Origin of the sequence: Mycobacterium timonense, from assembly GCF_025821985.1 — a bacterium.
Classification (GTDB): domain Bacteria; phylum Actinomycetota; class Actinomycetes; order Mycobacteriales; family Mycobacteriaceae; genus Mycobacterium; species Mycobacterium avium.
The window spans coordinates 1-26,174 of sequence record NZ_JACKSY010000025.1; the positions used below are offsets into that span (position 1 = coordinate 1).

Annotated in this window: 29 protein-coding genes; 7 read left to right on the forward strand and 22 right to left on the reverse strand. The window is 66.7% G+C overall.

Going from position 1 to position 26,174, the window contains the following annotated elements; genetic code table 11:
* The first annotated feature begins 158 nt into the window (after positions 1 to 158).
* Complete coding sequence (gene ligD / locus H7I87_RS07950; protein WP_062886702.1) at positions 159 to 1,082, forward strand: non-homologous end-joining DNA ligase; 924 nt, start codon at positions 159 to 161, stop codon at positions 1,080 to 1,082.
* 210 nt (positions 1,083 to 1,292) lie between these two features.
* Here the strand turns inward: ligD and H7I87_RS07955 are convergent, their stop codons facing one another.
* Both H7I87_RS07955 and H7I87_RS07960 read right to left on the reverse strand, forming a co-directional pair.
* Positions 1,293 to 1,526, reverse strand: a complete 234-nt coding sequence (locus tag H7I87_RS07955; RefSeq protein ID WP_023900864.1) for a hypothetical protein — start codon at positions 1,524 to 1,526, stop codon at positions 1,293 to 1,295.
* Between the two features lie 18 nt (positions 1,527 to 1,544).
* Positions 1,545 to 1,928 carry a DUF2510 domain-containing protein gene (locus H7I87_RS07960; protein WP_062886703.1) on the reverse strand — a complete coding sequence of 128 codons (384 nt, stop codon included), beginning with the start codon at positions 1,926 to 1,928 and terminating at the stop codon, positions 1,545 to 1,547.
* Between the two features lie 175 nt (positions 1,929 to 2,103).
* Between H7I87_RS07960 and H7I87_RS07965 the strand changes: the two genes are divergently transcribed.
* The 3 genes from H7I87_RS07965 to H7I87_RS07975 all read left to right on the forward strand — a co-directional run bounded on the left by H7I87_RS07965 (position 2,104) and on the right by H7I87_RS07975 (position 4,265).
* Positions 2,104 to 2,487 carry a helix-turn-helix domain-containing protein gene (locus H7I87_RS07965; RefSeq protein ID WP_062886704.1) on the forward strand — a complete coding sequence of 128 codons (384 nt, stop codon included), beginning with the start codon at positions 2,104 to 2,106 and terminating at the stop codon, positions 2,485 to 2,487.
* Between the two features lie 77 nt (positions 2,488 to 2,564).
* Positions 2,565 to 3,230, forward strand: a complete 666-nt coding sequence (locus H7I87_RS07970; RefSeq protein ID WP_062886705.1) for a type IV toxin-antitoxin system AbiEi family antitoxin domain-containing protein — start codon at positions 2,565 to 2,567, stop codon at positions 3,228 to 3,230.
* Between the two features lie 90 nt (positions 3,231 to 3,320).
* Positions 3,321 to 4,265, forward strand: coding sequence for a nucleotidyl transferase AbiEii/AbiGii toxin family protein (locus tag H7I87_RS07975; protein ID WP_062886706.1), 945 nt, complete (start codon positions 3,321 to 3,323; stop codon positions 4,263 to 4,265).
* A 98-nt stretch (positions 4,266 to 4,363) separates the two neighbouring features.
* Here H7I87_RS07975 and H7I87_RS07980 read toward each other — a convergent pair whose 3' ends face one another.
* The 5 genes from H7I87_RS07980 to H7I87_RS08000 are packed head-to-tail and all read right to left on the reverse strand — an operon-like array spanning position 4,364 to position 7,975.
* The gene (locus H7I87_RS07980; RefSeq protein WP_062886707.1) at positions 4,364 to 5,104 is read right to left on the reverse strand and encodes a hypothetical protein; all 741 of its coding nucleotides are present in this window, start codon (positions 5,102 to 5,104) and stop codon (positions 4,364 to 4,366) included.
* Positions 5,105 to 5,162: 58 nt separating this feature from the next.
* Positions 5,163 to 6,116, reverse strand: coding sequence for a hypothetical protein (locus H7I87_RS07985; RefSeq protein WP_062886708.1), 954 nt, complete (start codon positions 6,114 to 6,116; stop codon positions 5,163 to 5,165).
* Complete coding sequence (locus H7I87_RS07990; RefSeq protein ID WP_062886709.1) at positions 6,113 to 6,724, reverse strand: hypothetical protein; 612 nt, start codon at positions 6,722 to 6,724, stop codon at positions 6,113 to 6,115. Before H7I87_RS07990 ends, H7I87_RS07985 begins: the two co-directional genes overlap by 4 nt.
* Complete coding sequence (locus H7I87_RS07995; RefSeq protein ID WP_155727251.1) at positions 6,717 to 6,872, reverse strand: hypothetical protein; 156 nt, start codon at positions 6,870 to 6,872, stop codon at positions 6,717 to 6,719. Before H7I87_RS07995 ends, H7I87_RS07990 begins: the two co-directional genes overlap by 8 nt.
* A 14-nt stretch (positions 6,873 to 6,886) precedes the next feature.
* Positions 6,887 to 7,975 carry an ImmA/IrrE family metallo-endopeptidase gene (locus H7I87_RS08000; RefSeq protein WP_062886710.1) on the reverse strand — a complete coding sequence of 363 codons (1,089 nt, stop codon included), beginning with the start codon at positions 7,973 to 7,975 and terminating at the stop codon, positions 6,887 to 6,889.
* A gap of 332 nt (positions 7,976 to 8,307) precedes the next feature.
* Between H7I87_RS08000 and H7I87_RS08005 the strand changes: the two genes are divergently transcribed.
* Positions 8,308 to 9,384 (forward strand): ADP-ribosylglycohydrolase family protein, encoded by a 1,077-nt coding sequence (locus H7I87_RS08005; protein ID WP_062886711.1) that lies wholly within the window; start codon positions 8,308 to 8,310, stop codon positions 9,382 to 9,384.
* 104 nt (positions 9,385 to 9,488) lie between these two features.
* Here H7I87_RS08005 and H7I87_RS08010 read toward each other — a convergent pair whose 3' ends face one another.
* Positions 9,489 to 9,707, reverse strand: a complete 219-nt coding sequence (locus H7I87_RS08010; protein WP_023900926.1) for a hypothetical protein — start codon at positions 9,705 to 9,707, stop codon at positions 9,489 to 9,491.
* Positions 9,708 to 9,816: 109 nt separating this feature from the next.
* Between H7I87_RS08010 and H7I87_RS08015 the strand changes: the two genes are divergently transcribed.
* Positions 9,817 to 10,047 (forward strand): hypothetical protein, encoded by a 231-nt coding sequence (locus tag H7I87_RS08015; protein WP_062886712.1) that lies wholly within the window; start codon positions 9,817 to 9,819, stop codon positions 10,045 to 10,047.
* Positions 10,048 to 10,295: 248 nt separating this feature from the next.
* On the opposite strand, the gene H7I87_RS08020 is transcribed toward H7I87_RS08015, so the two are convergent.
* The 5 genes from H7I87_RS08020 to H7I87_RS08040 form a co-directional block, all read right to left on the reverse strand.
* On the reverse strand, positions 10,296 to 10,907 hold the full coding sequence (locus H7I87_RS08020) for a TIGR03086 family metal-binding protein (RefSeq protein WP_081216176.1): 612 nt from the start codon (positions 10,905 to 10,907) through the stop codon (positions 10,296 to 10,298).
* Complete coding sequence (locus tag H7I87_RS08025) at positions 10,904 to 11,725, reverse strand: SDR family oxidoreductase (protein ID WP_083071710.1); 822 nt, start codon at positions 11,723 to 11,725, stop codon at positions 10,904 to 10,906. Before H7I87_RS08025 ends, H7I87_RS08020 begins: the two co-directional genes overlap by 4 nt.
* Positions 11,726 to 12,218: 493 nt before the next feature.
* Positions 12,219 to 12,422 carry a hypothetical protein gene (locus H7I87_RS08030; protein ID WP_083071711.1) on the reverse strand — a complete coding sequence of 68 codons (204 nt, stop codon included), beginning with the start codon at positions 12,420 to 12,422 and terminating at the stop codon, positions 12,219 to 12,221.
* 25 nt (positions 12,423 to 12,447) lie between these two features.
* Positions 12,448 to 13,086 carry a chymotrypsin family serine protease gene (locus H7I87_RS08035; protein WP_083071712.1) on the reverse strand — a complete coding sequence of 213 codons (639 nt, stop codon included), beginning with the start codon at positions 13,084 to 13,086 and terminating at the stop codon, positions 12,448 to 12,450.
* Between the two features lie 2 nt (positions 13,087 to 13,088).
* The gene (locus tag H7I87_RS08040; RefSeq protein ID WP_023900921.1) at positions 13,089 to 13,421 is read right to left on the reverse strand and encodes a hypothetical protein; all 333 of its coding nucleotides are present in this window, start codon (positions 13,419 to 13,421) and stop codon (positions 13,089 to 13,091) included.
* Between the two features lie 242 nt (positions 13,422 to 13,663).
* Between H7I87_RS08040 and H7I87_RS08045 the strand changes: the two genes are divergently transcribed.
* Positions 13,664 to 14,863 carry an IS110 family RNA-guided transposase gene (locus tag H7I87_RS08045; protein ID WP_174900762.1) on the forward strand — a complete coding sequence of 400 codons (1,200 nt, stop codon included), beginning with the start codon at positions 13,664 to 13,666 and terminating at the stop codon, positions 14,861 to 14,863.
* 21 nt (positions 14,864 to 14,884) lie between these two features.
* Here H7I87_RS08045 and H7I87_RS08050 read toward each other — a convergent pair whose 3' ends face one another.
* The 9 genes from H7I87_RS08050 to H7I87_RS08090 form a co-directional block, all read right to left on the reverse strand.
* On the reverse strand, positions 14,885 to 16,831 hold the full coding sequence (locus H7I87_RS08050; RefSeq protein ID WP_264002634.1) for an AfsR/SARP family transcriptional regulator: 1,947 nt from the start codon (positions 16,829 to 16,831) through the stop codon (positions 14,885 to 14,887).
* A gap of 10 nt (positions 16,832 to 16,841) precedes the next feature.
* Positions 16,842 to 17,219, reverse strand: a complete 378-nt coding sequence (locus H7I87_RS08055; RefSeq protein WP_023900977.1) for a hypothetical protein — start codon at positions 17,217 to 17,219, stop codon at positions 16,842 to 16,844.
* 9 nt (positions 17,220 to 17,228) lie between these two features.
* On the reverse strand, positions 17,229 to 17,591 hold the full coding sequence (locus H7I87_RS08060; RefSeq protein WP_023900978.1) for a type VII secretion target: 363 nt from the start codon (positions 17,589 to 17,591) through the stop codon (positions 17,229 to 17,231).
* The gene (locus H7I87_RS08065; RefSeq protein ID WP_023900979.1) at positions 17,588 to 18,400 is read right to left on the reverse strand and encodes a type VII secretion target; all 813 of its coding nucleotides are present in this window, start codon (positions 18,398 to 18,400) and stop codon (positions 17,588 to 17,590) included. Before H7I87_RS08065 ends, H7I87_RS08060 begins: the two co-directional genes overlap by 4 nt.
* A 40-nt stretch (positions 18,401 to 18,440) precedes the next feature.
* Positions 18,441 to 20,825, reverse strand: a complete 2,385-nt coding sequence (locus H7I87_RS08070; protein WP_083071542.1) for a hypothetical protein — start codon at positions 20,823 to 20,825, stop codon at positions 18,441 to 18,443.
* 207 nt (positions 20,826 to 21,032) lie between these two features.
* Positions 21,033 to 21,377, reverse strand: coding sequence for a hypothetical protein (locus H7I87_RS08075; RefSeq protein ID WP_083071543.1), 345 nt, complete (start codon positions 21,375 to 21,377; stop codon positions 21,033 to 21,035).
* Positions 21,378 to 21,491: 114 nt separating this feature from the next.
* Positions 21,492 to 23,843 (reverse strand): FtsK/SpoIIIE domain-containing protein, encoded by a 2,352-nt coding sequence (locus H7I87_RS08080; protein ID WP_083071544.1) that lies wholly within the window; start codon positions 23,841 to 23,843, stop codon positions 21,492 to 21,494.
* 1 nt (position 23,844) lies between these two features.
* A complete protein-coding gene (locus H7I87_RS28950) occupies positions 23,845 to 25,224 on the reverse strand; it encodes a DUF4226 domain-containing protein (protein ID WP_139800140.1) in 1,380 nt (459 codons plus the stop codon).
* Complete coding sequence (locus tag H7I87_RS08090) at positions 25,221 to 26,075, reverse strand: NlpC/P60 family protein (RefSeq protein WP_083071545.1); 855 nt, start codon at positions 26,073 to 26,075, stop codon at positions 25,221 to 25,223. The genes H7I87_RS28950 and H7I87_RS08090 overlap by 4 nt, the downstream gene beginning before the upstream one ends.
* Positions 26,076 to 26,174 lie beyond the last annotated feature (99 nt).

Below are 26,174 nucleotides of genomic sequence, written 5' to 3' on the forward strand. Positions count from 1 at the left end.
GCCATCGCGATGTTCCTCTCGGTAGTGATTCTTGGTCGTTTCACCACAGAGACTCACGCGATGGCCCTCTTACGTCAGGGACCGACACGCCGCCATCACTTACACCACTCCCCGGGACGCTCCCTTCGGTGGTGCGCCGGCGGTCGACGCCCGGCCCCATGTTGGCGACACTGGGTGCGCCTCCGCGGGGTGACCGGTGGTCGGTGGAATGGAAGTTCGATGGCCAGCGAGCATCGGTGATCATCGCGGGTGGCGAGGTAATCGTGTTCTCGCGCAACGGTTCCGACGTGTCGTTGACGTTTCCGGAGCTTTCTTCGGCGGCCGCTGCTGTTGGGGGCCGGGCGGTGGTGCTGGACGGTGAAGTCGTGGCCCTCGACGCGGATGGGCGGCCGTCGTTTACCCGGCTGCAGCGGCGCTGGCCGCAGCAGCGACGTCCCCGTCCTGAGCTATTGCGGGCAGTCCCCGTGCGGCTCATGGCCTTTGATGTTCTTGCCGTGGACGGGCAGGACCTCACTGATGAGCCCTACGAGCGGCGCCGGGAGGTGCTGGAGTCGCTGATCGTCGAGGAGTCGGCCGTGTTGACGGTACCGAAAGCGTTCGTGGGGATACCGGCGGCGGACATGCTGGAGGTGGCGCGCCAGCACCAGATCGAAGGCATCGTGACCAAGGCGCTGGACTCGCCGTATCGGGAGGGGCGATCACCGTGGTGGGTGAAGACGCCGGTCCGGCAGACGGCCGAGCTGGTGGTCGTAGCCTTCGCTGGGCCGCCAGGGAGGGTCGGGGCGTTGTTGCTGGCCGGGTACGACGAGGCAGGTGAGCTCGAGGTCGCCGGGCAAGTCGGGACGGGGTTTAGTGCGGCGATGCGGCGGCACCTGTTCGAGCTGTTGCAGCCGATCGAGCGGCACTCCCCCACCGTCGCCGGCCCCGCTGCCGCTCAAGGTTGGCGGTGGGTTGGGCCGGTGTACGTGGGCGAGGTGGCGTTTCGTGAGTACACGCCGGAACGCGGTCTTCGGCATGTGTCGTGGAAGGGTTTGCGCGATGTGGATCCGCGCCGCGCGCGATTGCCACCGGCAAGCAATTAGGTCGAGATCACCTGGGTGAGTTGGCCCATCGGCGATCGGCGGTGTCGATAGCGGAACGTGGCGTGATCCTCTATTTCCGTTGTCTCCGTGCGTGTTTGGGTTAGTGGGCTTGGGTTATTCAGGCCGGGATGCCGTTGTGTCGGACCCAGGTTTGCAGCCCGGGTACGAGGTCGTCGACGTTGGGTGGTGTCATGGTGGCCGGGTCGGTCATCAGAGTTGTTCTCCGTAGGTGTTCCCTTGCAGGGCGTTGGCGATGGCGCTGGAGATGACGGCGACCTGGTGGCAGGTGATGGTGCCGCCTTGCAGCTTGATGAGTTCGATGATGGCGTTGCGGGCGACGATCTTGGCGGTGTCGTCGAAGGCGTCCAGGCGGGTGGTGGCGTCCTCGATCGCTTGGCCGGCGTGGAGGTAGTCGCCGGCTTTGAAGGAAATAGTTGTGGGCATGGGAGTTCACCTTGCTGGTCAGGCCGCGTCGGCGGGTGGGTAGTCGCCGTAGATGCCGCGTTCGTCGCCTTCGGCGACGAGGGCGTTTTGCCGGTCGGCGTCGGCGGCGAGGCGGGCGTTGCGGCGGTGGAGCCGGCGGATGCCCCAGGTGGCCGCCGCGCCGAGGGCAAGGGTGGGTGCCAGCCATTCCCACTGCCAGATCATGCAGGCGATCCAGAACACGATGAGGGTGGTCCAGGCGGGGTGGCGCTGCGCCCAGTCCTTGGCGGGTGGGACGGCGACGGGTACGCCGATGATGGTGGGGGCGGCCAGGGCGTTGGTCCACTGCTCGCCGTCCCAATAGCGTTGCTGCGCTGCGCCTGTGGGGTCGGGGTACCAGCCCGCTGGTGGGTGGGTGCTCATGGGGTCCTCCCGGGAGTCGTCGTGCTCACCTACAACTCACTGTATATCATTTTATTAATTTATGTATAGTGCTTTCTATCGGTGTTGGGCCCGTACATGACACTGTGGTGCGACCGGTGGTGAGACCCGCGAGAAGCTCGCGCGCATCCGCGCGCTGAACGAACAGGAGGCAGACGTGAGGGTGATCCTTCGGACGCCGGCGGAACTGGTCGCCGAGTACGACCTTCCCGGCGTGAACAGCAGTGCCAGCGACGAACAGATCCTGGCCGCCGCCGCCGAGGCTGAACCGGTGCGGCGCACCGGCCCCGAGGTCGTCGGAGCGCCCTACGTCTACTCGCGTGGGCCTGACGACCTCGCGGAGCAGGGACGGCGGTTGATGCAGGCCGACTCACGGCTCGACGATGAGAAGAAGGCCGCGCGGGAGTTGGCGCGCCGGTACTACTTCGCGCAGGGCCACAGCAAGCGTGACATCGCTCAGGCTCTCGGTGTCACCCGGCCGACCTTGGACTCCTGGTTGGGTGAGGGCGCGACGCGGCCGCGGCGGAGCAGGGGCGGGTGATGATCTCGGCTCCGAGCCGGGCGGCGTGGTCGTTGAGCAGGGCGGATATCACGTCCCCGGATTGCTACTATCGCTGCATGGCCGATGCGCAGGTGTGGGGCCGGCTGCACGAGGTGGCCGCCGGCCAGTTCGGTCTGTTCACCGCTGCCCAGGCCCGTCAGCACGGGGTGGCCCGCTACGAGCTGGCTCGACGCGCCCACTCCGGAGAGCTGTTCCGGGCCCATCACGGTGTGTACGGGTTCACCGACGACTCGGCGGAGATGTTCGCGTATTGGGATTGGGCTGCGCAGTGGTTGGCCTTGCGGCCTGAGGCGGACATCGAGCGCCGACGGGCCGATCCTGATTGCGTCATCAGTCACGACAGCGCTGCGGTGATCCGCGAGTTGGGCACGATCGTGGCCCGGGGCTTGTTCTTGACGGGGCCGCGGCGGATCAACACCCGCTCGGCGCGGGTGCATACCTACCGGCGCGACATCGGGGAGCGCGGGGTCGACTGGGACGTCGTGGACGGCCTGCCGGTGGCCACGCCGGGGCGGATCGTGGCCGATCTGGCCCGCGATGATCTCGATGGCGCCCATCAAGGCGCGGTGATCGCCGACGTTCTCGAGGAAGGGCTGCTGACGCTCGACGAGGTGGGTGCTCGTTTGGATCCGTTCTCGCACCGGTGGGACGAGTCCGACGGGGTGGCATTGGCGCAGCGGTTCTTGGTGGCTGCGGGGCGGCCGCTGCGGCTGCCGGTGTAGTGCCGGGTGTGCAAGGCCAGCAGTGAGCCCGGTGGGCCGAAGCGGTGTTCGGCCGATATGCGGGCGCGGGCACAAGAGTCCCATGACCGTGTGGCCGCGCTGGAGCAGCGACAGCGCGAGATCGAGGAGATGCTCGATGCGCGCCGCACCTACGGTTCGGAGGGCGCGTTCCGGGCGGCATTGAATGCGCGGATCCGTGACATCGCGCGGCGCAGCGGTGTCGATGGCGCCGAGGTTGCGCGGCGGTTTGCGTTGCAGCAGTTCGTGTCTCGGCTCTTCGATCGTGATCCGGAGTCGTGGTTGGTGACTGGGGGGACTGCGCTGCAGTTCCGGACGGTGGAGGCGCGGGCGACGGCGGATCTGGACTTGGCGGTGACACGTGGGGTGGAGGACCTGACAGAGGCGTTGACGGCGGCGTCGCGCCGACGTGCCGGTGAGCATGGCGAGTTCGTGGTTGCGGTGAGTGCCGGCAGTGGGCCCGGTGCGTTCACCGGGAAGATCACCTACATGCTGGGCGGGGCGCGGTTCGCGGTGGCCAAGCTCGATGTTGCTGCGGGGCGGGCGTTTCCGTTCGAGCCAGACACCCTGGTCCCGGATCCGGTGGTGGCGATCGACGACGTGCGGCCGATGTCGAAGGTGCGCACGTATGCGGTGGCCTCGCACCTGGCCGACAAGGTCGCCGCGATGTATGAGGTGCACGGCAGCAGTGGGGCGTCCCCGTCGACGCGTTCGCATGATCTGGCCGACATCGTGATCCTGTCGCGGTGCGCGCGGGTCGACGCCGAGGAGTTGCGCGGCGCGGTACGACAGCAGGAGCAGCGGCGTGGGGTCGTGGTGCCCTCTCCCATGGTGTTGCCCAGTGAGCAGTGGCGGCGCAGCTATCCTGCGCGGGTGGCTGATGCCGGGTTGCCGGCGGAGTTGCGGGACGCCGATGCCGCGCTGGCCGAGGCCGACCGGTTCGTCGGCGCGGTGCTTGATGGCCGGATTTCATCGGGCATATGGGATCCCGACCGCCGATCGTGGATGCCGAAATAGCCCTCTAGCTGGGGTGATGGTAGGTCCCCGGCCTGGATGGCGGTGAGCGGCGGGCTGGAAATGTTGCGCCCCTTTTCCTACACGGCCGGGCGCTCCTTTCAGAGGAAGTCACCGCCGTCGCGGATCCGTTGGCGTAGCAGGTCCAGCTGCACCTCGATCAGGTAGTCGTCGTCGCCGAAGAAGCGTTGCCGGTAGGTGTGCAGCGCCGTTTTGAGTGCGTGGCGGTTGGCGTGCTGGCCGAGGAACTGCGGGCCCGCCGCGAGCGGCACCAGGCCTGTGGTCTTCCAGTAGTCGTTGAGGCGTTCGACCGTTTCCAGCTGCTCGACGGACGGTGCGAGATCAGCCTCGGCGTCCCAGTGCGGATGCATCAGGATCAATCCGTTGGAGGTCGGGATCATCGTGTCGATGCACTGGCACAGCGCCCACGCGCCGAGGCGGTGGCCCTGCAATACGGGGTCGACGACGATCCACAGCGCGAGCATGACAACTTCGACGCAGTCGGAGAACTGTTGTGCCAGTTCGGGTCCGATGCGGTGGTCGTCGAAAAGGGGCGCGAATCGGTCGGTGCGTAGCTGGTGGAACTTCTCGCGGTCGAGCAGCTCCTGGGCGAGGCCCTGGCCCCCGGTGCGGGCCATGACGAAATGCATCTGGCCGACGACGACGTTTGGGTCCCCCAGGCCGGAGTCGAGGTGGGTCATTGTGATGTCGGCGCGCCACAGCACTGTTCCGGAGTCGTAGACGGTGTCGGCGGTCTCCAGGTGCAGGGACGGGGCGAACATCTCGATGGTCGCGCGGGCCGGGTCGAGGCTGTTGACGAGGTCGTCGAGGGAGATCGTCATTGCATGGCTCTCCCCTGCGTCGCGGCCGCGGCGGCGTGAATTCGGGCCGAGCCTTGGTTTATGTGAGGCTACGCAGCAACTGGCCCAGGCGCACGAGTCGTTGGCCGGAGGCCAGGCACTTCGGTGCGAGGTGGGCGCCTTGGCCGTCGCAGAGTTGTTCGGCGAGGGCAGTGGGGTCGCCGGCGGCCATGACCGCGGTGATCGCTGCCTCCAGGTCGATCAGGACCTGTGCCGCGGCGGCGCCTTGCTTTGGGGCCGTGTCATCGTCGCTGGTCAGAAGTTTTTCCGCGGCGGGAGCGGCTGGCGTGGCCGACGGGGCGACCGCGGTGGGGGCAGCTGGCGGGGACGTGTCATCGGCGCTGGTAGGAGGGGTTTCGTCGACATCCCATGGCGGGGTGGAGGGCGCCGGCTGCCGTTGGTGCCGGTCCGGGCTCGTGGAGCCGGCGGACGTCAGCTGCGTGTCGTCGTCGACGTCGTCGGGGATCTCCGCGGGGACGAGCGCCCCCAGGGGGGATGCCGACGGGGTCAGTGATTCGCGCAGGGGGCCGAAGCCGGGGGCCGTGGAGCGCTGGGTGACGGTGTCGATGAGGTCGCGCAGTGCGTCGGTTTGGGCGTCGGGCTCGGTGATCCCTTCCAGTGCGCCGGGAGCTTCCTCGATGACGACACGGGCGCCGGTGACACCGAGGCGGGCGACGTCGGAGGAGGTGACCGGGATGCGGGTGCCGGGCGCGGTGAGTTCCTGCAGGGGCAGGATCAGACCGACGATGCCTTGTTGGTACCGGCGGGCATTGGAAGCTGCACATCCGAGCTGGTCTTGGACGAAGGCGGTGAAGCCGGCGTAGGGGCGGCCGGCGCCGTCGTTGATGTAGCGCCAGTCCTCGTCGCGGTAGATCTCGGCGAGGACCTCGAACGCCGTTTGAAAGGCGTTGTGGAGCTGCTGTGCTCGCCGCAGGGCGCGCTCTTGGCGGGTTTCGACCACACCGGGTTCTTGGAAGACGAGGTCGGTGCTCATCGGAGGTTCCGCTGTTGGAGTGCGGCGTCGATGGGTTCGGCGGCATCGTCGAGGAAGCCGCGGAGACGCTTTTGGGTGGCCGGGTCGGTCCAGGCGGTGGCGATGACGTCGGCCAGGTCCTCGGCCAGGACGCCGAGTTCGGCGACGACGTCGAGGCGCAGCCGCTTGCGGGTCTGCAGGTCGGGCAGTAGCCGCAGCAGGGTGAGGGTGACGGTGTTGGTCTCCATCGAGGCCGGGCTGTTGCGGAAGGTGGCCATGACGCGCTGTTCGACGAGGGCCTTGGCGAGTGGGTCACGGAAGGAGCCGACGGGGATGACGGCCAGGGGGCCGTCGTTGTCGCCGGCGTTGCCGCGGGTCAGTCGCTCTTCGTACTCCTCGCCGGCCATGGACAGCCCGGCCAGGTAGGTGGTCTTGAGGGCCTTGCGTTCGGTGTCGTCGCGGGTGAGTTCGTAGCGGCGGAACGTTTCTGCGGCCCCGTCGGGGGTGGAGGCGTAGGCGATCGCGTCGGCGTCGCGGCGGCGGCGGGCTTTGTCCAACTTGGCCTGCACTTTGCCGAGTTCGCGCAGGAGTTCTTCGCGGGTCGGTTCGTGGGTCATGATGTCAGTCATTGTCTCGCTCCTGAGCTTCGTCGACGCCGAAGTACTCTTCGGCGGCCGCGGTGGCCGCGGCTTCGGTGTCCCCGGTGAAGACGTGTCGTTCGCCGGTGTCGGGGTCTTGGACTTCGATCTCGATCGAGTGGTGATGTGGGGTGGTCATGGCGTTGTGGTCCTTCATTTGATGACGGCCGGGGTGGCCTGTGGGAGTGCTCCGAGGATCGATTTGCAGGCCTTGTTCACTCGATCGGCGGTTTGTTGCACCTTCTTCGTGTCCCCTTTGGCCCAGCCGTCGATGTAGGCGAAGGCGCTGCCGCCGGGGGTGAGGCCGTAGTGGCGGCCGATGACGTAGGCGACGCTTTCGGCTTCGACTTCCATCGTGGGGCGCTGGCCGCCGGGGCCGCTGTGGTAGTCGTGGTGGCGTTCCATGTGGCCCATCTGGATGTGAGCGAGTTCGTGGGCGAGCGTCATGGCTTGGTGGGCGTCGCTGAAGCGGGTGCTCACCACGACTTTTTTGGTCGGTGTGGTCTGGGTGTAGCCCTCGGGGCCGTTCTCGGGCAGCTCGACGCGCTCGACGGTATAGCCGTGGGCGGTGATCTGCTTCTCGAGTTCGGTGTGCATCTCGGGCGGAGCGACGCCGGTCTCCCGGGTGTAGGGCACCTCAGGCCGCTGAGGCAACGGTGGACCGGTGGTGTCGGAGACGTCGTAGACCGGGACGTCGAGCCAGCCGATCAGAACTTCCTCGTCGGTACCGTCGTCTTTCTTCTTCTTGACGATCTTGGGGGCGCGGACCCAGATGGCCTTCGACCCGGCGACCAGGTTGCGGTTGAACTTCTTGTTCCACACCTTCTTCAGTCCGCCGACGAAGGTGGCGTCGGGGCGTTGCATGCGGATGAGTAGTTGGTTCTGCAGGGAGTAGTTGTGGAACTGGCTGGCGTAGTGCAGCCAGTCTTGCCACTGCTCGCCGGTGTTGAGGTTGGCGATCGCGTCGTCGATCTCGCGGCGGATGTCCTCGATGCGGGTGGTCTTGTCGGCGAAGCTGACCGTCTTGGGTGCGGCCGGAGTCGGTGCGGGCGCGGGGACGGGCGGCGCCGCCTCACTGGGCGAGGGGGGCGCGGCGGGGTGGCCGGCGTCGGACAGAGCTGCCATCAAGACGGTCTTGGCTTGTTCGAGGACCTCGACGGTGTGGGCCGACTGGCTGAAGGCCGCGCGGGTGTCCCCGGAGCAGCGGCGCGGCCCTCCTGGGTCGGTCGTGGCACGACACACGATGGAATACCTCCTCGGCAATGGGACGCGGGACCGCTATTTGAAATAGCGCCAGCCAGGAGGGCTGGTGTGCGTTCCTATCCCTGAAGTACCGGCGAGGTCCCCGGTTTCCGTCACGACGGATGGCGCTTTCCGGGCCAGCCGGCGCTTGCCGAGCGAATCGTTATCCGCAGCGCCATGCCCCGGCTCACGCGCCGGCCGCCGGGGTTGGGCCCCGCGCTTCCGAGCGCCGACGCAATCGGGCTGGCTCGGCCGGGTGATGCGCACAGAACCCAATGTGCGCCGATTTACCTTTTTGTGTATAGTGCTTTACATTGGAGGTGAGGGGCACGATGCCGACACGAACTGCCACACAGGCCCGCTACCGCAACGCCCTGATCGGCTTGGCCGCCGGTGACGCCTGGGGCTACCAAGTCGAGTTCCGCAAATACGCGAACATGCCCGCCTACCCGGTGCGGGCACCCAAGAAGATCTGGCGGATCTCCGACGACACCCAGATGACGCTCGCCCTGCACGACGCCCTCGTCGACGTCGGAGGACATCTCGACGACATCGACACCGTGACCAAAGCCATCACCGCCCGGTTCCTGGAATGGCAGGTCGACCGCGACAACAACCGGGCCCCAGGCGCTACCTGTATGGGATCACTGACGCGGCTGCGCCACGGCGCGCGTTGGCATGACAGCGCCGGCGCGTTGCCCCGCCCGGGCTGCGGGGCCGTGATGCGGCTGGCGCCCGCGGCACTGTGCCCGCAGCCGGTCTGGCGCGGCATCACCGCGTTGCAGGCCGTGCTGACCCACAAACATCCCCGCGCGATCGCCTCCGCCCTGGTCCTCGCTGACGCCATCCGCTCGGCCACCACGGTGCGCGGACATTTCCTCGAGCACGCCATCGCCGTCTCGATGCAAGTCGTCTCGGGTGAAAGCCCTTGGCTGCGTGACGAATTCCTTCTCCGAGCGCTCTCCCCTATGACGTCGGACGTTCCCGGCATGTTGGCCGCCGGCGTCAAGGACGTCCTGCTAGATGCACTGCTCGACGCCTACGTCGTCAAGCAAGAGCTCGCCACGCTGACGCCGCCCGAGTACGGCGACCCCTGCGTGGGAATCGGCGAGGGCTGGGAGTCGGGTTCGGCAACCGCCGTCGGATTGCTAGTAGCCGACATGGCCACCGCGCCCGGGCGCCGCCGCGCTCCCCTCAACGGTCGCGAGGCGCTGGGCTGGGCGGCGACCAGTAACGGGGACTCCGATTCGATCGCCAGCATCGCCGGCGCCGTCATCGGCGCCGCGCACACCGGGTCAAGCTACTGGGCCGGGGTCAAGATGGCGCCCCGGTTCGAGCCCCGATACGCCAAGGCCCTGCGGAGTGCCCCCGGGGCCGCTGCCGGCTTCCTCGACGACAGCGCCGCGTAACTCGCTCGCAGACTGCCGAGGGCACGGCACGATGCGATGCGGGATGCGCATGATGGCTGACGACCAGCCCCTAGCTGTGCTATCTCATGAGGTTGATGACGCGGCTAGTGGCGGGGATCGCGAATGATCGCTGCGTCGGAAAGAGCACGCGAGTAATCCTCTATAACGAAGTCAAACACGTCGATGAGATCGTCACCTCCGTCGTCTTCTTCAGCTTGTCGGCGCAACTCGGCCAGAAACTCCTGCGCTTCGTGCTCTGTCCAGGAGGACCCGTCTCCAGGGATGATCACGCGCCCATCAGACAGCTGAATGACGAACGACACTTCGACTCCTCCGAACAATGGCAGCCCGACCAACGGGTTTACGTTCAGTTCAGCTGCAATTTGAGCGTGACTGCGCTTTCGATTTCGGTCAAGCTGACGACAGAAGAGTATGAGTACTCAGGATGTCGATGAGTTAATTGCGTGCGTCGTCAATGCTTACCTGGACTACTTGGAAGGCGGGGGTCCCCGGCCGGAACTTGGTGATCTACCTGACGATGTACGTGCTGGTGCCGTCATGGTAATCAACCTTGTGCTCGCGGGCGCCGGCTCGGATCCGGACTCTGAAATTCCGACGCTCCAGGAGCTTCTGGCAGGAACAGAGTTCGACGAAGACGTGTAACCAACGTGGTGAGACATCACACCTAGCGCTCGCCTCGAACAGCTATCGCCTCCCAGGCAGCCACGAGCCTCAGAAGACATCACGCAACAATGTCGCTGGCCAGGGACATTCGTGGCCCAATACCGCCTGACACCAAAGGAATTGGAAGGCTCACGCCAGGTGCTCCCCCGACGAAGGCCCAGTAGTCGTTGATCGAAAGGGTGACGCCACCTGCAGTGTTGAACTGCAGGCACCATGCTTCGAGACGGCTACTCCGCGTCCGTCGGCATGCGCGGCGCGGTGCGGCCTGACAGCGCGGCGAGACGGTCGATCGTTGGGGCATTGCTGCTGATCGGTTGGGGTGGGGCGAACTGGCCACCGCGTTGCAGGGCCGCGCGGCGGCTGTCTGCGAATGCGAGCACCTCGTTGACCAAGCGGTCGTCAATCCGTAGGCAGCCGCCGGTCGCGGTCACGATGTCCCAGCCGTGGATGACCAGATCAGCTACGCGGAGTGCGAGTCGACTGCGCAGCGATGTGGGTAGCTGGCCGTCGGGTTGTGCCGCACAGATAAGCGCGCGGTGCAATTCCTCGGTGGAGCAGCGGTACTGGGCAAGGAGTATGTCGGGTGACGATTCGTTGTGGATGGTCGACGCCATGCCGCCGCGGGAAAGCTGGCTGGCGAATGACTGGTTTACGTCGATCAGGTGTCTGGTCACATCGGCGACCGTCCAGTGCGTGCACGGCGTGGGTGCGCTCCACTGGTCGTCGGTCACGTGAGCCAAGACGTTGTCGATGGCCACAGCGGCCTGCGCAAGGTGTGTAGGGTTCGCGAAAGCGATGCGTGCTTCCCTTCTTTGATGTTGTGAGGCAATGCGTTTCACAGGCTTTGGGCCCGTTCGCTGTTCGCCGCGGTGCTGTGTCGACGGTGTTCGGGTGTTGGCGTATTGGGAGGGTGTAGGTAGTCGCGGCCGCCGACGTAGATGGTGTCGTCGGCCGATCGCGTGTTGAGCGCGGCCGCGGCGATGGCTGCGGCGAATTCGTCGAGGGTGGGCAGCGGGCCGTGGGCGCGCCGGGCCTCGACAGCGTCGGGGTCGCGCCGTTGAAGGAGCCGGACAATGATCGTTCCGTCGATCATGTCGCCGGAGACGACGGTCAGCGACACGTGCCGGGCGGCCAGCTCGGGGCGCATGGCGCGCAGGGCGTCTTCGCCGGCGCGTTTGCTTTCCGCGATCGGGATATAGTCGGCGGGCACTGGTTTGAGGCCGTGGAAGTGGGCTTGGTGGCTGGTGACGAACACGACGCGGCCGCCAGCGGGCATCAGCGGCAAGGCGCGGTTGAGCAGGTGCACTGGCGCGTCGCGGTTGATGCGCATCGGATAGTCGGCGGAGGCGCCGCGTTCCAGGCCGCCGGAGGCGTTGAGGATCAGCGCGTCGAGGCGACCGAATTCGTCTCGTACAGCATGGATTACGTCGCCGCACGCGGTCGGGTCGCAGATGTCGAGGCGGACCGCCGATGCGGATCCTCCGGCTGCGGCGATGCTGTCGACGACATGGTTGGCTCGTCGGGATTTTTCGCGGTAGGTGAGGATGACGTGAGTGTTGGGGGCCGCGAGGTGGCGTGCTGTCGCTGCCCCGACGCCCCGGGATCCTCCGGTGATGAAGATGACCTGCGGGCCCGTAGGCGACCGATGACTGTCCATGGTTCCTGCTCGATTTTGCGTTTCTGCCGGGGTCCCGGCACCCGCCGAAACCCTACCCCAATATTAAGAATAATAAGAGAACGATGTGGTTACGATAAGAGCGGGTGGTGCGGCGCTAGCCGAGGATCCAGCACGCTTGCACCAGACAGGACCAACCGCTCCGGCTAAGAACCATCACGGGCGACGTTCGGAATGTGAGGCGCTGTCGGACCGCGCGACCAGAATGAAAGTCATGAATGAGGTCCCTCCCGTGCGTCAGAGCCCACCCAGGCGAAGCGACACGGTGCAGGTCTCCGCCTTCACGATGCTGGTGCGCGTTCCTGGCCAACCGACTGCGGTGCGCGTGTTCACCAACGACGAGCAGGACGAAGCTCGCGGATACGCTGCTGCGACCGGCGGAACCGTTGTGCCGCTCCCGCTTTCCGAGCCTCCCGGGCGCCCGAAGTGATCCGCTGACCTCACCAACGAATGAGTGATGATCGCGGTCAGATGTTCAGCCGGCGTGGCGGGCCAGGTCTTCGCGGATACGCCAGTCCTGGCCGTCGATCGCCCACCGGTCGTGTCGGGTGCGCCGCTTGTTGGCGCTGGCGTGCTTGGCTGTGCAGGACGAGCACAGGCACCACGCTTGTAGGCCATTGTGAGCGCGGAAGACGATCTCGCCGGCCTGGCGTGCCTGGGCTTCGGTTGGATAGCTCATGTTGTGGCTCCTTGTGGTGGCCCGGTCAGTCCATGTCCCAGCTGGTTCCCCAGGTCTGGGTGAGGAAGGTGCGGATGGCGCCGATGGTGGTGCAGTAGATGACGCCGGGGCGGCGCGGGTCTTCGGAGATGACGGTGCCAACGACGTGGACGCCTTTGCTGGTGGCGTTGAGTCGTTCGTAGATCGGGGCGCCGCTGTCTCCGTGGTCGGCGGGCATTTGGACGGCGAACTTAGTGTCGTCGACGGAAAGCACTGTGCCGCAGGTTTCTTGGGTGGTGGCGCCGTATTTGCAGACGGTGGATCCCGTGTTGGGTACCCATGGGTCCAGCAGTGGCTCGCGCGACATGAGGCTGTACTCGCTGGGGATGTTCGAGTAGAGGCGGATGGCGATGAGATCGGTTGTGGGGTCGTGGATCTCGGGTATGAATCGGCCGATCTGGATGTTTCCGAGGTTCACTTCGGTAATACCGTCGTGGTAGCAGTGTCCGGCGGTGTAGACGATGTTGGCCATCTTGGGGTCCGGGAAGCTGACCGTGCACCAGCGTCCTCCGCTGGTGATCATGAACCCGGCGGTGATGGCGAGCGCGTTGGCGGGGATGGCAGTGGTGAGCGCGGCGACGGCGGCCAGGAGCATGGCGGCCAGCGCGGTCAGTAGTCGTTTCATGGTCAGTACCGCAAGGTTTCGCGTTTGTACTGTTCGTATTGCTCGGCGGTGGGGGCGTCGGGCAGGACGTCGTAGGCAGAGGCGGGCACCGTGGTGCCGTTGGCGGCCGCGGCGGCTTCCATGCATTCGCGTACGGCCAGGCGGCCGCGCATCGAGGCCACGCTGGCCACGGCGAGGATCTCGCGGGTGAGGGCGCGCTCGTTGAGTTGGCGGACGTTCTCGTGGAGGAACAGGCCGTTGACGGCGCCGCCGGCGGCGGTGGAGACGCCGATGGTGCGGTCGCGGTTGAAGACCTCGTAGCGTTCGGGCTGTTGCGAGTCAGCTGCTGACGTCATGGCTTTCCTTACCTTTCTTGCAGGGTGGTTGTTGCCCTCGGCCGTAGGCTTCGAACTGCCCAGGGACGTCGGGTATGGCTTTCATGCGTTTGCGGTGTTTCATGGCCGAAGGAGATTGGCCGCCCGACGTCCCGCGACGACTCGACCGCTAATTGAGAGATGCGATTTGATCGCTGTGTAAGGACACGCCGGCGTGGTCGTCTGCTGGGTTGATAGGGATGCCAATGATCACGGAGGTGGCTGTGAGCCAACAGGTCTGGGCCGGTGTCGATGCCGGGAAGTCCGACCACCATTGCGTGGCTATCGATGCGGAGGGTCAGCGACTGCTGTCGCAACGGGTAGCCAACGACGAAACCGCACTGCTGGAGCTGATCGACGCAGTAGCGGCGCAATCCGACGGCGGTGAAGTTACCTGGGCGATCGACCTGAACGCCGGTGGTGCCGCGCTGCTGATCACCTTGCTCATCGCCGCCGAGCAGCGGCTGCTCTACATCCCCGGCCGCACCATCTACCACGCCTCGGCCGGCTACCGTGGCGACGGCAAAAGCGACGCCAAGGACGCCGCCGTCATCGCCGACCAAGCTCGGATGCGCCGCGACCTGCAGCCGCTGCGACCCGGTGATGACATCGCGGTCGAGCTGCGCATCCTGACCGCTCGGCGCACCGACCTGGTCGCCGATCGCACCCGGGTGATCAACCGGCTGCGTGCCCAGCTGCTTGAGTACTTCCCCGCCCTGGAACGCGGCTTCGATTACAGCGCCAGCAAGGCCGCGCTGATCCTGTTGACCGGCTACCAAACCCCCGACGGGCTGCGCCGCGCCGGCGCTGCCCGCCTGACAGCTTGGCTGCATAAACGCAAGGCCCGCAACGCCTCTGCTGTCGCGGCCACGGCTATCGAGGCCGCCAGCGCCCAACACACCACCGTGCCCGGCCAAAACCTCGCCGCCGCCATGGTCGCCCGCCTGGCTAAGGAGGTGATGACCCTCGACACCGAAATCGCAGAAACCGACACGATGATCGAGGACCGATTTCGCCGCCACCGCCACGCCGAGATCCTCCTGAGCATGCCCGGCTTCGGCGTCATACTCGGCGCCGAGTTCCTCGCCGCCACCGGCGGCGACATGAGCGCTTTCGACTCCGTCGATCGTCTTGCCGGCGTGTCCGGGCTGGCCCCGGTACCGCGGGATTCCGGGCGCATCAGCGGCAATCTCAAACGCCCCCGCCGCTACGACCGACGACTGCTGCGAGCCTGTTACCTGTCCGCCCAAATCGCCATCCGTACCGACCCCGCATCCCGGACCTACTACAACCGCAAAAGAGCCGAAGGCAAAACCCACACCCAATCCATCCTCGCCCTGGCCCGCCGGCGCCTCAACGTCCTGTGGGCCATGCTGCGCGACCACGCTGTCTACCAACCCGCAACCACTACTGCGGCGGCTTGACAACGTCATTGAGATTCTCCTTCAGGATGCGCGCGATGTCGCGAGCAGCTGGCGCAGCTCGGGATGGGTGGGAACGGGGATGGCGTGCTTGAGGTCCCAGATGAGGGCCTTGCGGTCCTTGTCGGTCACCGAATTGGCGGCCACCAGCCAGAGGTCCTCGCGTTGGGCGTAGACGCGCAGGCCGAGGCGGGCGGTGTGGTAGGCCGCTTCGTGGGCGCCGGCGGCTTGTTGGCGTTGGGCCAGTTCGGCGGCGGCCGTGCTGCAGCGGTCGATGAGCTCGTCTTTGAGGAGCTGCACGGAGCGCCACGAGTAGTCCTGGTCGGGGACGTCTTCGAACGGTGCGCCGCGGATGAGTCGTACTGCGGCGGTGAGGGCTTCAGTGGTGGCGCTCTCGGGGGTGTGGCCGATGAGTCGGTTGAATTCCTTCCAGTCGCAGAACATGTCGACGACGAGGAGGCCGCGGGCGTCGTTGCGGATGGGGTCGTTACCGCCCATCATCTTGCGGATCTGGGTGCGCAGCTGGCGCCGGTTTTGGGGGGTGACCTGGAGGATCTTTTCCTCCCATTCGGTGGAGGTGACTCCGTTGGAGGTGGCCAGCGCCATCAGGGCCTTGACGGGTTTGCGGACTCCTTGCCGGGTGACGGCGGAGTGCTGGACCGGCTGCTTGGTCTCGGGGTCGAGTCCGAGGGCGTAGACCGTTCCCAGGACGTAGAGGCCGGGTTCGGTGGGCTCTTCGGCGGGGCGGCCAGGAAGAAGAACCGGTGTGTGGTGGTGGGCGGCGTCGGGGTGCGCGTCGTCGATCGGCTCGTGGTTGGTGTGGGCGAAGGGGGTGGGGATGTCGCGGGTGAGCAGCAGCGGCGGGGTGCGGGGCTCGTCGACGGCGAGTTCGGCCGCTGGGGACGTGTTATCTGCGCTGGTTGGCGGTGCTGTGGCGTCGAGCGGGGCCGGCAGTGGGGGGTCGACGACTAGTCGGGGGCGGCTGGCCGGTTTAGGCAGGAGCGCTTCGGCTTCCCGCCCGTTGGTCGAGGCCTGCTCGGCGACAGTGGTGTCCGGGCCTGGGGACGTGTCATCGCGGCTGGTAGCCGCCCTCGCGGGGGCTGGGTGTTCTTCCGGTGGCGGGGCGGCCGCCGGCTCGGGGGCCGTGTCGTCTGCCCAGGTGGCGGGCTCTGTGGTGGTAGTTGCCGCGGCGGGGTGCTCGAGGGGTTCGGCGTGCTCGAGGTGTCCGGCAGGCGCTTCCGGCGCGGCCGCGGGTGCGGCGGCCGGCGGCGTGAGCACGCCCTTGAGGTGCTCCCACTGCTGGTCGGCCACCTCCATGCGCCGCCAGATCGGCCAGTACCGGTTGACCAGGTAGATGCCGGCGACTGACTCATTACACAGCACGACGTTGGCGGCGCCGGCTGCCTGCGAGGACACCAGGATGGGATGTGGCCGATCGGCGGCGGGTGCGCTGGTGTGGCCGGTGGTGAGGATCAGCGATACGGCAGGTGGGGCTGCGTCGGCGCTCTCGACGAGTAGCAGGCGCTCGGCGCCCGCGATCGCCAGAGCCGAATCTGTGACGGCGAGTACCGCCTCCGGGGACTTCGACAAGGTCTGCATGAGCCAGGACCGCATCATCTGCACCGCGTTGCCGCCCTCGATGCCCAGGTAGCCGGCCGCGGCGAGGTTAACCACCAACACCTCGTTGCGGGAGGTGATGCCTGCGACGACGTGATGCTGGGCTGAGGTACTGCGCGGCAGCAGCTGAGAGTGCAGGGGATGTGACCATCCCTGCGCGGCCGGCGTCCATTCGTCGTGGGCCGGCGGCTGGGCGGCGGGGTCGGTTGGATAGGCGGTGATCGTCGACGCGTCGATCGTCGCGGCGATGGCACCGAGCGGTCCGAACGCGTCGGTCAGTAGCTGGGCGACGTTTTTCAGCGCCCCGTTGCCAGCAAGCAGCCACCGTGTCAGCTTGGCGGCTTGCTCATTCACACGGGTGAGTCTATCGAGGTTGGGGGCCTGTTTCGGGGTCCGCGTCGGCGTCGATTTCGTGCTCGGCGATCACCGTGTCGAAGTCGGGAAGGTCGTGCGCGGCGCGAAACAGGTCGGCGATCTGCGCTGCTGTCTCCTGTCCTGCTGTCGCCACCAGTCGGGTGATCTCCTTGGCGATCTCAGCGGCGGTCTTGCGGTCGAGAATGCCTGGCTTGAGCCACAAGTCGACGAGCTGACCGTTCATGTCGACTTTGATGGCGATGTCGCGCTCTTCTGAGAGTCGCTCGGCGAGCACGCCTTTCATCTTCTCGATGTGGCTGAGGAGATGGTCGTGCACCGTATCGGCATACACGAGCGCGTTTCTCACATCGGGGTGAAGGACGGTCATGATCGGCTCCTACACCGTTCTGTTGGCGTTGATGCCTGCGGCGTTGGCTTCCTCGGTCGCCTTGGTGGAGGCAATCGAGGCGCGCAGCGCTGCGGAGGTTTGCATGTTGTGTTCAGCGAAGGCTGTGCCGGCGATTTGCTTGCTGGCCATGAATTCTCGAATCTTGAGGTAGGTTCCGAAGTTCACCTTGCCGTGGGTGGCAAGGTAGCGCTCGGGGAAGTCCGGGTCGCCGGAGGCCCACTCGGCGAGCTCTTCGGCGTTGAGGTCGTGCTCGCTGGCGAACTTCTCCAGTTCGGCGTAGTCGACCTGGAACACGTCGTGGCCCAATGTGCCGTTGGGCGTGGTGATGTTGGCGGTTTGCGGAGTTGTCATACGGTGCTGACGCCCTTTCCTGATGTAGGCGGCTTGAACGCCGCGGCGGAGGATTCGTCGGTCGCGCGGGTGGAGGCGATCGCGCCTCGCAGGCCCACCGCGGTGTCGGCGTTGCGCTGTGCGTAGGCGCCCGCTTCTACCTGACGACTATCGTTGTAGCCCTTGACATTCAGATATGTGGCGTAGGCGACCTTGCCGTGGGTTTCCAGTAGTCGATCGGCGAAGCCCTTTTCTGCGTCGGCCCATTGAGCCACCTGCCCGGCCTGCTCGTCATGGCGCTGCGCCAACCCCTCCAGGTGGTGGTAGTTGACGTCGAATACGTCCTTACCCGACTTGCCGTGGTGGTCTGCGTCGTCTGGGCCGGTGGCATGGCCGGATGGATGGACTGACAGGGCGTTCTCCGGTGGACCCGGTAGCCACACGCCGCTGTCGCCCAGGGGGATGTAGCCGCGAGGGCCCGGATCGCCGGGGCGAAGGAACTTGATGTCTTCGATTTGGATGGGCTTTTCTCCTGCCGGCGGCGTGTAGGAGCCGGGCCGGAAGTCGTTCATCCGGGGATTTGGGATCCACACCCCGGTCTTGTGGCCCAGTTCCATGTATCCGTAGGGGCCCTTTGCGCCGGGTGGGAGGACCGTGATGTCGCTGGCGTACAGCGGCATTCGGACGTTTCTGTCGCTGACGATGCCCGGCCAGAGGTCATTGGCAGCGGGGTCGGGGATGAATATTCCCGGCAGCAGCTCCTTGGTGTTGGGCGGGCCGAGGTTGCCCGGCCCGACGTCGACCAGGGCGCTGATGTCGAAGGTGGTCATGGATTCCTCCGTGCGTTGTGGGTGGGGGTCGTCACCGGGGTTACTCCGCCCCTGCGGCGATGCGTTCTTGCTTGGTGCTTCTGGTTGCCGGCGGCGGCGCGGCCGCTTCGAACGGCGACGGGGGCGCGGCCTGCGGCACCGTCGAGCTGGGCTGCGGTGCGGGTTGGTGGGGCGCGGCCGCCGGTCCCGGGCCCGACAGCGCGACGGTGTCGGGGGGCGGTTCGGCAGGCACTGGTGGCGGCGCAGCCGGGGGCTGCGGTGCCGGCGTTGGGTGGTCAGCCGGTGGTGGTGTCGGCGCCTGGCCTGCCGGTGGTGGTGTCGGCGCCGGCGGGTGCGCGGGGGGATGCGGTGGGGCATGCGGGTCAGTCAGAGGTGGCGCCGAGGTGTGCATCGACAACGTCGGATCGGTGGCGGTGGGACGGAAGACGCCTTGGAAGCCCTTCTGGTCTTTGAAGACATCGTCGAGGGTGTGCGTTACGCCTGGGTGGTTAGGGTCGGCGACCAGGCCCGGCGCGACCGCGACCATGGTCTTGTCCTGCCATTTCAGCACGTCCCCTGGTTGCATGTCGGACGGGTCGACCTTGGCGCCCAGGTTCTTACCGTCGCCTGGCAGCTCCAATCCAGTTGGGCTGTAGGCTTTTTGCGCGGCGTCGCCTCCTGGGGATGCCTTGTCCAGTGCATTTTGTGCGGCGTCGGCGGCCTGTTTGTTGGGTGCATCGATCACCTTGCCGTCGGGCAGGGTCACGGTGGGTTTGGTTGTCGTATCGCCGGCGGGTTTGGCCGTGGGAGTCGGGGCGCCGCCGGTGGACCCAGGCGTGCCGGCCGCGGCCGGTTGCGCCGCTGCGCCGCCGCCGGCGGCGCTAGGCGGCGCGGGGGGCGTGTTTTGGGGTCCGGAGTTCAGGGGGGTGATCGGAGATTTCTTGTCGTCCGGCTTGTCCTCGGAGCTCGCGAGCTTGGACAGGGGTTTAACGGCGTCGGCGATCGGCGCCAGAGGGTTGGCGCCGCCGCCCATGGGGCTACCGAGGCCACCGAGCGGGTTCATTCCGCCGAGCCCGCCCAGAGGGTTGCCGCCCATCGGCATCCCGCCGAAAGGCGGGCCGCCCATGCCGCCGAGGAGGTCTTTGAGGCTCTTGGCGTCATCGGCAGGTGGCGAGGCCAGTGAGGGATCGGCGGCCCCGGGCGGCATGGCTGTTGGGGGTCCGGCTGGCGTCATGGGTGTGGCTGGGCCGCCGGCCGGGTTCGATGGCACGTCCTGCGACGACTTGGCGGCGTTCTCGACTTCGGTCTTGACCGAGTCCAACATCTTCGACTCCGCCTGCAGCAGACCGTCCCAGTCGCCTTCTTTGATGGTCTTGGCGGTGGAGTTGAATGTGCCGATGGCGTTGTTGATCGCGTCGCGGCCGGCCTTGGTGACGTTGGCCGAGTTTTGCACGGCGTTCTTGAAAGCCTTTGCTGTGGCGTCGAATTCGGATTCGATCCGTTTGAAATCGCCCTTGACCGCGTCGTAGGCGTCGATGCCTGACTTCTCGCCGGTGTCGGTGCTGAACGGGAACTCGGGTAGATCGCTGGTCGCCGGGGTTCCCTTGCCGAACAGGTCGTAGAGCTTGGCGATGACACTGGTCATCTGATTGGGGATGTCGGGGTCGTCGTTGGTGGCCCAGTCCGGGTACTGCGGGGTGGTCATGCCGTCGGGCACGCTGACCTTCGGGCTCTGCAGCGGCGCCTTCTGGCCGGGCGGACGTGCGGGTGGGTGCGGTTGTTGGGGTTGACCGTTCGCAGGCGGCGGTGTTCCCTTGCCCGCCTCGTACTGGGTCTCCGAGATCGGCTTGCCGTCCTTGTCGAAGTAGTCTCTGCGCCCCGTTGCGGGGTCCAGCGTGTAGTAGTCCCCGTTCTTATTGATCGGGGTGAGGATGGCGTTGGGATCTGCGGGGTTGCCGTGCAACTGAGTGCCGGGATCGAGGAAGGCCTGCTGCGGCCCGATCTGGTTGCCGCGGGCGTCGACGGGCATGTACATCTTGCCGTCGGCGGTGCGCCGGTAGCCCAACGGGTCGAAGGAGGGGCCAGACGGCTTAAAGTCCTTGTCCGCCGGGGTAACTGAGCCGTTGTTGTTCTGGATCCAGTTCTTGCCGCTGGCCGCGTCGTGATAGGCGATAGTGCCGTCGGAGGGCAGCCGGGTTCCATCTCCGAACACCAGGTAGCGTTCCGAGCCGGTGTCGTCGGTGTTGTAGTGAATCTTGGGGTCGCCGTAGTTGTTCTGGGCGTTGAACAGCACCACCTTCCACGCCGGGTCGTCCTTGCTGATGTAGCGGGAGGGGTCGCCGGTCAGCGCCCAGCCGGGGGCGGACCAGCCTTCTTTGCCGTGGGTTGCGTCCCAGGTGCGCCAGGAGGTGGCGTCTCCGAATTTGCGAGGATCGCTGTCTGTCATCGGATTTCGGCCTCTCCGTGGTGGACTGGGTCTGGGGTGGCGCCCTGCGGGCTGGTGCGGGATGTCGTCAGCGACGCCGGTGGACGTTGACCGGCGTGGTCATGATGGGCGAGGAGGGTGGCCGCACAGCCACGCTCTGCGAGGAGGCCCTCGAGAATGGTTGCGGATCGGGGTGATCTCGTCACGTGGTGCGCCGCCTGTCGTCGTCTAGGTTGTGGATTGTGGTGCGGTTGCGCCGCGATCGCCGCTACCGTGGACACCCTGGTCGCCCTGGTTGCCGCTGTTGTCCGGCATGCGGGGCTCCAGGGCCGCCGAGCGTCCCTGCCGGCGCGGAAGCGCACTCCTGGGGACCCCGAGTTCGGTCAGCTCAGCAGGCTTCCAGCCGGCCTCGATGCACTCCAAGACGGCCTTTTCGATGTTGGCGTCGCAGTCCTTGAGTTCGGCTTCCTTCTCGGCCTTGACGTCAAGCAGCTCCCCCAGGTGCTGGACCGGGCCCAGACGCGCCGCGAGGAAGTCGTTGGCGCGCTTGGTGAAGTCGTTCTTCTTGGCCACCGGTGAAGGTCCTTTCGTTGGACGTGATGTTTCCATTATTGGCGATTGCTGGCAATTATCCGCACGTCAATGCGTGTTTGTTTGGTGGTTCGATTCGCCGACGGGGGGTTGGGGTCATGCTGAAGCCAGATGGGTTTCTGCGAGGTCGCGGACCTCGACCAGGGCGTCGCTGGCGACCTCGGTTTCTTCACGTTCACCGGAGTAGACATCCCGCAGGATGAGGATGGTTGCGTCTGGGCTGTCGGCGGGTGCCGGTTCTTCGTCGAGGATGGCCCACTCCCCTGTGTCGGGATGGCACAGGTAATCGCCCACCTCGAGGTCGCTGATCTCTACTCGGCGGCTCTCCCCGTCGAGGTCGACGTAGCTGCAGACCAGTTCTTGGGCGGAGGTTTGTGAGCGCGGACCGCCGGGGGCCGTGCCGAAGATGGACTCCACACCTCGGTCCTGGAAGTCCAGCCACCCTGGCGGGGCGTAGTCGGCGGCGTGGGGGTCGAACTGGGGGTAGTCGGCCGCCTTGAGCAAGGGAAGGCTGAGGTACACGGCGAAGTCCTCGGCGCCGTCGTTGGGGTCCCAGTCGGGCGGCATGATGATGCCCCGCTCATACAGCGAGATCGGCGGCCGCAGCTCCTCGACGATCTGCCGTTCGTCCTCGTCGGCAGGGTCGGACGGGTCGGGTACGTAGAACGCCTGCACCTCGGTCGGCCAGCCGGCACCGTTGAGGGCGGTGCCGCGGCCGCGCACACCGATGGGCACGGTGCGACCGGCATTGGCGTCGTTGTGGATCATCATGGCCGCTTGGGTGGACAGCTTGCCCAGCGAAAGCCGTTGAGTGAAGTTGTCTTTCGCTTCGCCTTTGAGGAAGTCGGCGTCTGCGCGCTGCAGCGCGGCCACGCAGTGGAATCGGCTGGTGCGGCCTAGCCGCAGCAGGGAGGAGAACTGCCGCAGCGTCGGGCAGTCCCGGGCGGCCTTCTTCTCCTTGTGGTTGGCGTAGAAGGTCTTGATGGCTTCCTGGAATTCGGTGTATTCGTCGAACACGATCATGAATGGCTCTTTGCTGGCCAGCGCCTGGCGGTCCCGCTTGTAGAGGTTGTAGCGGGCCTGCATCTCCCTGTATATGGTGTTCACCAACGCAATTGCTTCATGCGGCTCGGTGAGCACCGCCACCACGTTCGGGTAGGTGCGGTAGCTGGTGAATTCACCGCCTTTGAAGTCGATGATGAAGATCCGCACGCCCAGTCGGGCCGCTTGGACGATCGCGTTGTGGATGGTGGCGGTCTTTCCGGTGCCGGTCGGGCCCATCAGCAGCATGTGGGGGTTGACCTTGAGGTTCCACTCGATGATGTTGCCCTCTTCGTCGACGGCCAGCGGAATCGCGGCGCGATCGTAGGTGGCGCAGGCTTCTTCCACGGTGGTGACTGGCGCTTTGACCGGCGGGTACACCCGGGTGGGCAGTTCGGGGCGGATCTCGAAGACCGCGGTACCGGCGAGGTGGTCGCACCGGACGGCCCGCCAGCGGCCGGGTAACAGATCGCTGATCTTGCGCGCGATCGCACGGACCCGGTCGGTGCCTGACAGTTTGGCGCCGATCTGGTGGTGGACGGTGAAGCGTACGAGGTCACCGCTTTCGCTGTACTGCAAGTCGGACACTGTGGCGCCGGAGGCGAACAGCTCGGTGCTGCTGATCTGCTCGCGCAGCCCCCGGACTGTGGGCGACTCGGTGTTCACGCTGGCCAGGCTGGCGGTGATCATCTGGTCGGTGGTGGCGTAGGACAGCGTGTAGTGAGATCCGACGGCGTCGTCGAGCCGGCGACTGAGCTCGGGCTTGAGTTCTTCGCGACGTCCCCGGTAGGCCAGCAGTAAGGTCTTGGGTTTCTGTGGTTGGCCCTCGATTTCCTCGTCCCATTCGGTGATGGCCACGACGCGGCGGCGCGGCAGTTCGTCGTAACCCAGATAGGGGTAGAGGGCCCATTCGATTTCGTTGAGGTAGCGGGCCCGTTCGCGGCGCTCGCGCAGTTTCTCGGTGAGCAGGTCGGCCAGGCCGTAGGCGGCGATGATGCCGATGGCGGCGGCGAGGAGATCCGGCACGAAGGGAATCAGCACCAGGATCAGCAGGCCGCCGACGAGGGTGGTGGCGGCCAGCACGGGGGTGGCGACCGGTGGGATGGGTCGCCGGTCGTCGGGGTCGTATTGCACTGGTGCGGCCATACGGATCCCGATCGTGACCGCGGCGGCGACGCCCAGGGCGATCGCCGCGCAGGCGGCCGCGGTGAGCAGGGTGGGTCCGGCGCTGCTGGGGTTGGCGGCGGGCAGGGTGAAAAGTGGTCCCGACGTGGTGAAGTATCCGTTGCGCAGGGCCCAGGACGTGGCGGTGGCAGCGAATTTCAGCCACAGTGCGCCGAGGACCACGGGGACGGCGGCGAGGGCGCCGAGGGCCGGGTTGCGTTGTTGGGTATCGGTTTTCGCCACGTCAGTAGCCCTTCGGAGGCGCGTAGGGGTTGGCTTGCTGCACTTTCCGCATCAGGTCTGAGCCGTCGATGGACACGTGGTAGCGGGTCATGACGTAGTGGATGGCGGCCGCGGCGTTGGCGACGGGGTCGAAGATGTCACGTGACGTTCCGGGCCGCCAGTGCGCCGCGAAGGTCGGTTCGATGGTTTGCATCCATCCCTTGGACGGCGTTCCCCTGGCGGCGTTGGAGTCTGAGCCGTTGATGGCCCGGGGATTGTTGCCCGATTCGCGCTGGCCCATGGTCATGAGGCCGGGTAGCCAGTTCGCGACGGCGCGGGGGTCGGTGATGCCGTTGGCGGCCAGCGCTTTGATTGCCCAGGCCTTCGGGCCGCCGGCGGCGAGCAGATGCTGTTGTTCTTCGCTGTCGGGTCGGCCGGCGTTGAGGTCTTTGAGGTAGTCCGCGGACATCGCCTTGATGGTGCCGGCGTTGAGTGAGTCCTTGCCGACGGCGTTGGTCAGGACGGCACCGGCCTGTTGCAGGCCCTGCGCGATGGTCGTCAGGACGCCGAGCTGGCCCATGGGGGTGTTGGCGATGGGACCCATGGACTGCAGGGCGGTCTTGACCTGGCTGATGATCTGCTCGATCTTGTCGCGGCCCATGGTGGAGTTGGCAGCCGAATCCTGCAGGGAGGCGCGGAGTTTGCGCTCTAGGTTGTCCATGGCGCGGGCCTGGTTGGCCTGCTTGTCGACATCGGATTGGTAGGCATCGCCGGCGTCGCCGGTGATGCCTCTACTGGCGTCGGTGTTGCCGAGCCGGTCGAGCACTCCTTGGGGGAAGCCACCGGAGGACGGCATCGCCGGGTTGCCCTGGCCGAACTGATTGAGGATCTGGCCGAACGGTGCGAGCAGTCCCGAGCCGATGCCAATCAGTGCCGAGGGCAGCCCGGCCAGTGGCTGGGCCAGACCCGAGAGCATGCCGAGGGCGTCTTGCGGGTTGATAGCGGGTTTTGTGGCGGCGTCGAGCGCGTCCTTGGGCGCGGCTTCGCCTTCGCCTCCGGCGTCGCCGGTCGGGCGAGACGGTGCGCCGCCGGCGGGGGCGCCAGCACCTCCGGGTGTGGTGGGAGCAGTCGATGGTGATGGTGGCGGGGTGGCTGCCGGTGGCGTGGTTGGTTTCGGCGTGGGCGAGGGGGCGCTAGCCGGCGAGGCGGGTTGAGCTGGCGGGGCCGCCGGGGTCGACGGCGCCGCTTGCTGCTGCGGGGCGGGACTGCCGGGCAGCCGCGGGATGATCGGCAGGATCGGTCGGCGCTGGTTGTCGCGGTGGCCGGTGTCGGGAGGTCGCGTGCCGATCCCGGGCGGCAGTGGAGGCGCATCTGCGGCGGCGGCGAGTTGGTCTTCGCTCACGGAGTCGGCACCTCCTGGTTGGTGTGCACGCGTGGCCTTTTGATGATGACGTTGCCGGTCGGGAGGACGCCGACGGCGATGGGCTGGTTGAGGGTGGTCGCGTCGATGCCGAGCGTGGGGGTGATGGCGAGCATGACTGCGGTGGGTCCGTGCTCGGGGGTGAAGTTGAAGAAGACTAGGTCTCCAGGACTGATCGCTGTGGGGTCTACGCGGTCGCCGGTGGCGATCTGTTGGGCGACGTCCTTCGGTAAGGTGATCGCTCCCCCAGTGGCCTGGTAATAGGCGTATCTGACCAAGTTAGCTGCCGAAAAGGCGTTGTTCGTCGGCCCAGCGGTACTTCCGTCGGAGGCGGTTGCCATTTGGCCGACCTGGCCGTGGGCCAAGGCCGCGGCCCGCCGGCCGGTGTCGTCGCCGGGTGTCTTCAAGGGCGCTTTCACCACGTCGCCGGTACGCACGGCGTTCGCGCATGCCGTGGTCTTGGCGTCGGCGCTAGGCGGGGCGGTGAGCGTGGCGTACGGATTCGACGGGGACGTGCTATTTGTGCTGCTAGCGGTGGTGGTCGTGGCAGTCGTCGTCGAGGTGCTGGTGGGTGTGGTGGTGGGGGGTGTCGTGGTGGCGGGTTGCAGCAGGGTGGTCTCCCAGGTGGTCGTCGGTGGCGCTTGATCCAGCGAGACCGAGGTGGCCAGTCGCGGCACCACCTCGAAAGACGCGGTGTTGCCGACGGAGTACCCCAGACGCGATTCGCATTGGTAACTGAAGTCGCTGCGCTGATCGGACATGCGGCTTAACGCGACGATCGCGGTGACGAGCAGGACCAATGCCAGCACTGCGACGATGGCCACGATGGCCACGATGACCGGCCAGCCCAGAGCACCGACCGCCGCGGATCCCGCCGAGGCCGCGACCTTGCGGGTCCCTTGGACCGCGACTGCGCCCAGTACTGACTTCAG

Excerpts from the sequence above, each read along its gene's own strand:
- H7I87_RS08005 (WP_062886711.1), top strand. The coding sequence starts at position 8,308 with ATGCCGACACGAACTGCCACACAGGCCCGCTACCGCAACGCCCTGATC.
- H7I87_RS07995 (WP_155727251.1), bottom strand. The coding sequence starts at position 6,872 with ATGACCACCCCACATCACCACTCGATCGAGATCGAAGTCCAAGACCCC.
- H7I87_RS08035 (WP_083071712.1), bottom strand. The coding sequence starts at position 13,086 with ATGAAACGACTACTGACCGCGCTGGCCGCCATGCTCCTGGCCGCCGTC.
- H7I87_RS08015 (WP_062886712.1), top strand. The coding sequence starts at position 9,817 with ATGAGTACTCAGGATGTCGATGAGTTAATTGCGTGCGTCGTCAATGCT.
- H7I87_RS08040 (WP_023900921.1), bottom strand. The coding sequence starts at position 13,421 with ATGACGTCAGCAGCTGACTCGCAACAGCCCGAACGCTACGAGGTCTTC.
- H7I87_RS08055 (WP_023900977.1), bottom strand. The coding sequence starts at position 17,219 with ATGACCGTCCTTCACCCCGATGTGAGAAACGCGCTCGTGTATGCCGAT.
- H7I87_RS07990 (WP_062886709.1), bottom strand. The coding sequence starts at position 6,724 with ATGACTGACATCATGACCCACGAACCGACCCGCGAAGAACTCCTGCGC.
- H7I87_RS08070 (WP_083071542.1), bottom strand. The coding sequence starts at position 20,825 with ATGACAGACAGCGATCCTCGCAAATTCGGAGACGCCACCTCCTGGCGC.
- H7I87_RS08030 (WP_083071711.1), bottom strand. The coding sequence starts at position 12,422 with ATGAGCTATCCAACCGAAGCCCAGGCACGCCAGGCCGGCGAGATCGTC.
- H7I87_RS07985 (WP_062886708.1), bottom strand. The coding sequence starts at position 6,116 with ATGAGCACCGACCTCGTCTTCCAAGAACCCGGTGTGGTCGAAACCCGC.
- H7I87_RS07970 (WP_062886705.1), top strand. The coding sequence starts at position 2,565 with ATGGCCGATGCGCAGGTGTGGGGCCGGCTGCACGAGGTGGCCGCCGGC.
- H7I87_RS08060 (WP_023900978.1), bottom strand. The coding sequence starts at position 17,591 with ATGACAACTCCGCAAACCGCCAACATCACCACGCCCAACGGCACATTG.
- H7I87_RS07955 (WP_023900864.1), bottom strand. The coding sequence starts at position 1,526 with ATGCCCACAACTATTTCCTTCAAAGCCGGCGACTACCTCCACGCCGGC.
- H7I87_RS08025 (WP_083071710.1), bottom strand. The coding sequence starts at position 11,725 with ATGGACAGTCATCGGTCGCCTACGGGCCCGCAGGTCATCTTCATCACC.
- H7I87_RS07980 (WP_062886707.1), bottom strand. The coding sequence starts at position 5,104 with ATGACGATCTCCCTCGACGACCTCGTCAACAGCCTCGACCCGGCCCGC.
- ligD (WP_062886702.1), top strand. The coding sequence starts at position 159 with ATGTTGGCGACACTGGGTGCGCCTCCGCGGGGTGACCGGTGGTCGGTG.
- H7I87_RS07960 (WP_062886703.1), bottom strand. The coding sequence starts at position 1,928 with ATGAGCACCCACCCACCAGCGGGCTGGTACCCCGACCCCACAGGCGCA.
- H7I87_RS08065 (WP_023900979.1), bottom strand. The coding sequence starts at position 18,400 with ATGACCACCTTCGACATCAGCGCCCTGGTCGACGTCGGGCCGGGCAAC.